The following is a 2,702-nucleotide window of genomic DNA, read 5'->3' as shown; positions in this document are numbered from 1 at the left end:
AACGATTGCGTTCAGCCGCGCCGTTAGGCGTCGGCTGGAACTGCGGGTTAGGCTGCACTTGGACCGCATTCGATGGTGGTAAGCCGATGTGCATACTCTTCTACCTCTTCCCTGGTTTGCCAGTTCCGGTGACCTTCGCCGGAGCACCAATCGTGAATGCTCCGAAGTACGCTTGGCGAGTACACAACTTGTGCTCGCCAATTGGACACGATCCCAGATGGAACGACCAAGCGTGCAAGCGACGGCGACCCACGATGCTTGCCGATGACCACGATCTTTTCGTAGCCGTCACCCCACTGCGCTGGCAGGCAATAGACCTTAGTCCCACCGCTGAAGTGCTTGATCCCGGATGGCACAGTTTCGTGCACGGGCGATCGAACTCCATGGATGTTGCCTACGAGGCACCATTGGCTTTCTAGCGCAGGAGCCGACATTGCTTTGCCGCCTAACGTCTGAATTCTGCGGCCGCCGAAGGCGGTCCGCTGCAATGACGGGTTAGCCCTCACTGAGGACCTCCGCAAAACGGGATGCGGGCCAATTCTTGCGATCGCTGACTTGCCCATCGCTAAGTTCAATGAGCCGCAGGCTACCGTCTTCGGCTTCAACAATGTCGACCGAATAAAACGGGCTGCTGATTCGAGATGCGACTTCCTGAACGATAGGCGGCACAACGCCGTTCCGTGCATGCGCGACACCACCAACAACGAAATAGCGGTCTTCGGTTTCCGGCCGAAGCGACTCCAGTCGTCGAACGCACACCCCACCTTCGACTTGGCCGCGAAACTTCTCGATCAAAATGACGACCTTGGCCACTTCCTGAACAGTGGCAGCCACCGAGCCGCGTGCCGTGGTGAGGGACTTGACATAGTCCTTCACGAAATAGCCCGGCCAGTTCTTCTCGGAAAGCACTGCCGCAAAGTCTGAATCTCTCTGGCAGAACACAGTCTCCGGCGTAAGTTCGCGACACGATTCGTACCACTCTGGCAAGTAGTGGCAAAGGCGGTATTGGCTTGAACTGGTCTTCAATCTTGACCCCGCTGCCCCAACTGCTGACTCCAGCCGCGCGTAGATTTCAGGCGTAAGCATCCATCCGCGATAGACGACCTCCGCGTTGGCAGGAATTGCAGGCTTCGCTCTGAACTTACCGGCCTCGAACTCCTCAAACGAAAACAACGAGCACTCGATTCCGAGCGCCCGCATGGCTTCGCGTTCCTCGGCATAGGCGTCATCAACCGATGAACTGGAGAACGGATCTGACGGGAAGAGAAGGTGCATCTTTGAGGGCTAACGATAGTGTTCAGCCGCGCCGTTAGGCGTCGGCTGGAACAAAAGGTTAGGCAGCGGAAACCGAGGGCCAGACGACCCACCCGCGAAAGCGCTGCCCGCTGAGCCAGAAGAATAGCCGCAGCGCTGCTGCCTGTCATTCTTCGAGGCGGAACTCATGCGCTGACTAGCTTCCCACAGAGGCGCCGCAAAAGCATGCGTGAGCCGACTGCCGGAGGACAGGCGGCCCTGACTGGCCTTGCCAAAGAACGGTAGGGGAGGTCCGTTGGCACGACCTGGCCCCGCGCTTGCCGTTCTTCGAGGACGACGACTGGTTCCATGCGCTAGCAGGCCTAACGATTGCGTTCAGCCGCGCCGTTAGGCGTCGGCTGCAACTGCTGGTTAGGGCGCTTCATCGGACACGATGCTTTGTGAGTTCGTTGCCTGTGCAATGACGATAGAGACGCCCAATCTTGTCCTCTGCCTTGAGAAGTTCGTCAAGCGCGAATCCGGCCAAGCCTTCCAGATATCCGTCTTGCCCGATGAAGTCAGACGCCTCCGGAGCATTGACGAAGCTTTCTCGGACGTGCTCCAGATGACTTAAGGCATCGTAGGCCGGTTCCATGACGACGAAGAGTTCTCGATCAATTGTGGCGACGTCCAACAAAAATTTAGACATTAGTTCCCGATGAACTCTCGGAACCGGATGATGCGACTCGGTCCCGCCGTCTGCGCTAACAATTCGAGCATAGGAGCGGCCGCTCGGCTTTCTCTCTATAGTCACCTGCATCCCCTCCCCAGGATTCTCGTCTGTGGGTATTTGAATGGCGATGTATCGAAGAGCCTTAATTGCCCAATAGTTGAGCTCGCACTCACGCGCGAGAAGATGCGTTAGCGCAGACACCTTTCGTTTGTCCGCACCTCGTCTTCGGAAATACTCCAATGTCTCCCGCGCAATGAAGAGGAGCACGGCGACAACTGCAGTTGCTGGTAGAAGAGAACCCCATGCGTTCATAGCGCGCTAACGATTGCGTTCAGCCGCGCCGTTAGGCGTCGGCTGGAACTGCGGGTTAGGCACCGACTTACTCATAGAACTTCCCGGCGAGCAGGATCTGTGCAACTCGGCGCCACGGGTTGGCAGGCTTCTCGTAGAGAGGAAGGCCTGCGATGGAGGCCTCGCCCCAACTCGCGGCGGCCTCAAGCACCGCTCCCACGGTTCCGTTCTCCCATCCGAGGGCGCCAGCGCCATACGGGCTGGACGGCTTGAGTGCTTCGATGTCCTTCTCCTCGTGCCAATCGGTGGCGAGCGCTGCCAGGAACGCGAGGAACTCCTGCTCGTCGTTGACTGTGTCCGCGAGGGCGCGGAGATCAATGGTCATCTGAGGCGCCTAACGATTGCGTTCAGCCGCGCCGTTAGGCGTCGGCTGCAACTGCGGGTT

3 protein-coding genes are annotated in these 2,702 nt (G+C 58.4%); all 3 read right to left on the bottom strand.

Annotated elements, in window-relative coordinates; translation table 11 throughout:
* Positions 1 to 495: 495 nt before the first annotated feature.
* The 3 genes from B0W88_RS31035 to B0W88_RS31030 all read right to left on the bottom strand — a co-directional run bounded on the left by B0W88_RS31035 (position 496) and on the right by B0W88_RS31030 (position 2,642).
* Positions 496 to 1,275 carry an ATP-grasp domain-containing protein gene (locus tag B0W88_RS31035; protein WP_077038326.1) on the bottom strand — a complete coding sequence of 260 codons (780 nt, stop codon included), beginning with the start codon at positions 1,273 to 1,275 and terminating at the stop codon, positions 496 to 498.
* A gap of 400 nt (positions 1,276 to 1,675) precedes the next feature.
* Positions 1,676 to 2,278, bottom strand: a complete 603-nt coding sequence (locus tag B0W88_RS34020; RefSeq protein WP_158080984.1) for a hypothetical protein — start codon at positions 2,276 to 2,278, stop codon at positions 1,676 to 1,678.
* A gap of 67 nt (positions 2,279 to 2,345) precedes the next feature.
* Positions 2,346 to 2,642 (bottom strand): hypothetical protein, encoded by a 297-nt coding sequence (locus B0W88_RS31030; protein ID WP_077038325.1) that lies wholly within the window; start codon positions 2,640 to 2,642, stop codon positions 2,346 to 2,348.
* Positions 2,643 to 2,702: the final 60 nt, after the last annotated feature.

Source organism: Pelomonas sp. KK5 (assembly GCF_001984095.1).
Taxonomy (GTDB): Bacteria; Pseudomonadota; Gammaproteobacteria; order Burkholderiales; family Burkholderiaceae_C; genus KK5.
The sequence above is the reverse complement of the archived record's forward strand: the minus strand, read 5'-3'. Positions and strand labels throughout refer to the sequence as shown.

What these genes read in the sequence shown, in the direction of transcription:
- B0W88_RS31030 (WP_077038325.1), bottom strand. Translation starts at nt 2,642, where the DNA reads ATGACCATTGATCTCCGCGCCCTCGCGGACACAGTCAACGACGAGCAG.
- B0W88_RS31035 (WP_077038326.1), bottom strand. Translation starts at nt 1,275, where the DNA reads ATGCACCTTCTCTTCCCGTCAGATCCGTTCTCCAGTTCATCGGTTGAT.
- B0W88_RS34020 (WP_158080984.1), bottom strand. Translation starts at nt 2,278, where the DNA reads ATGAACGCATGGGGTTCTCTTCTACCAGCAACTGCAGTTGTCGCCGTG.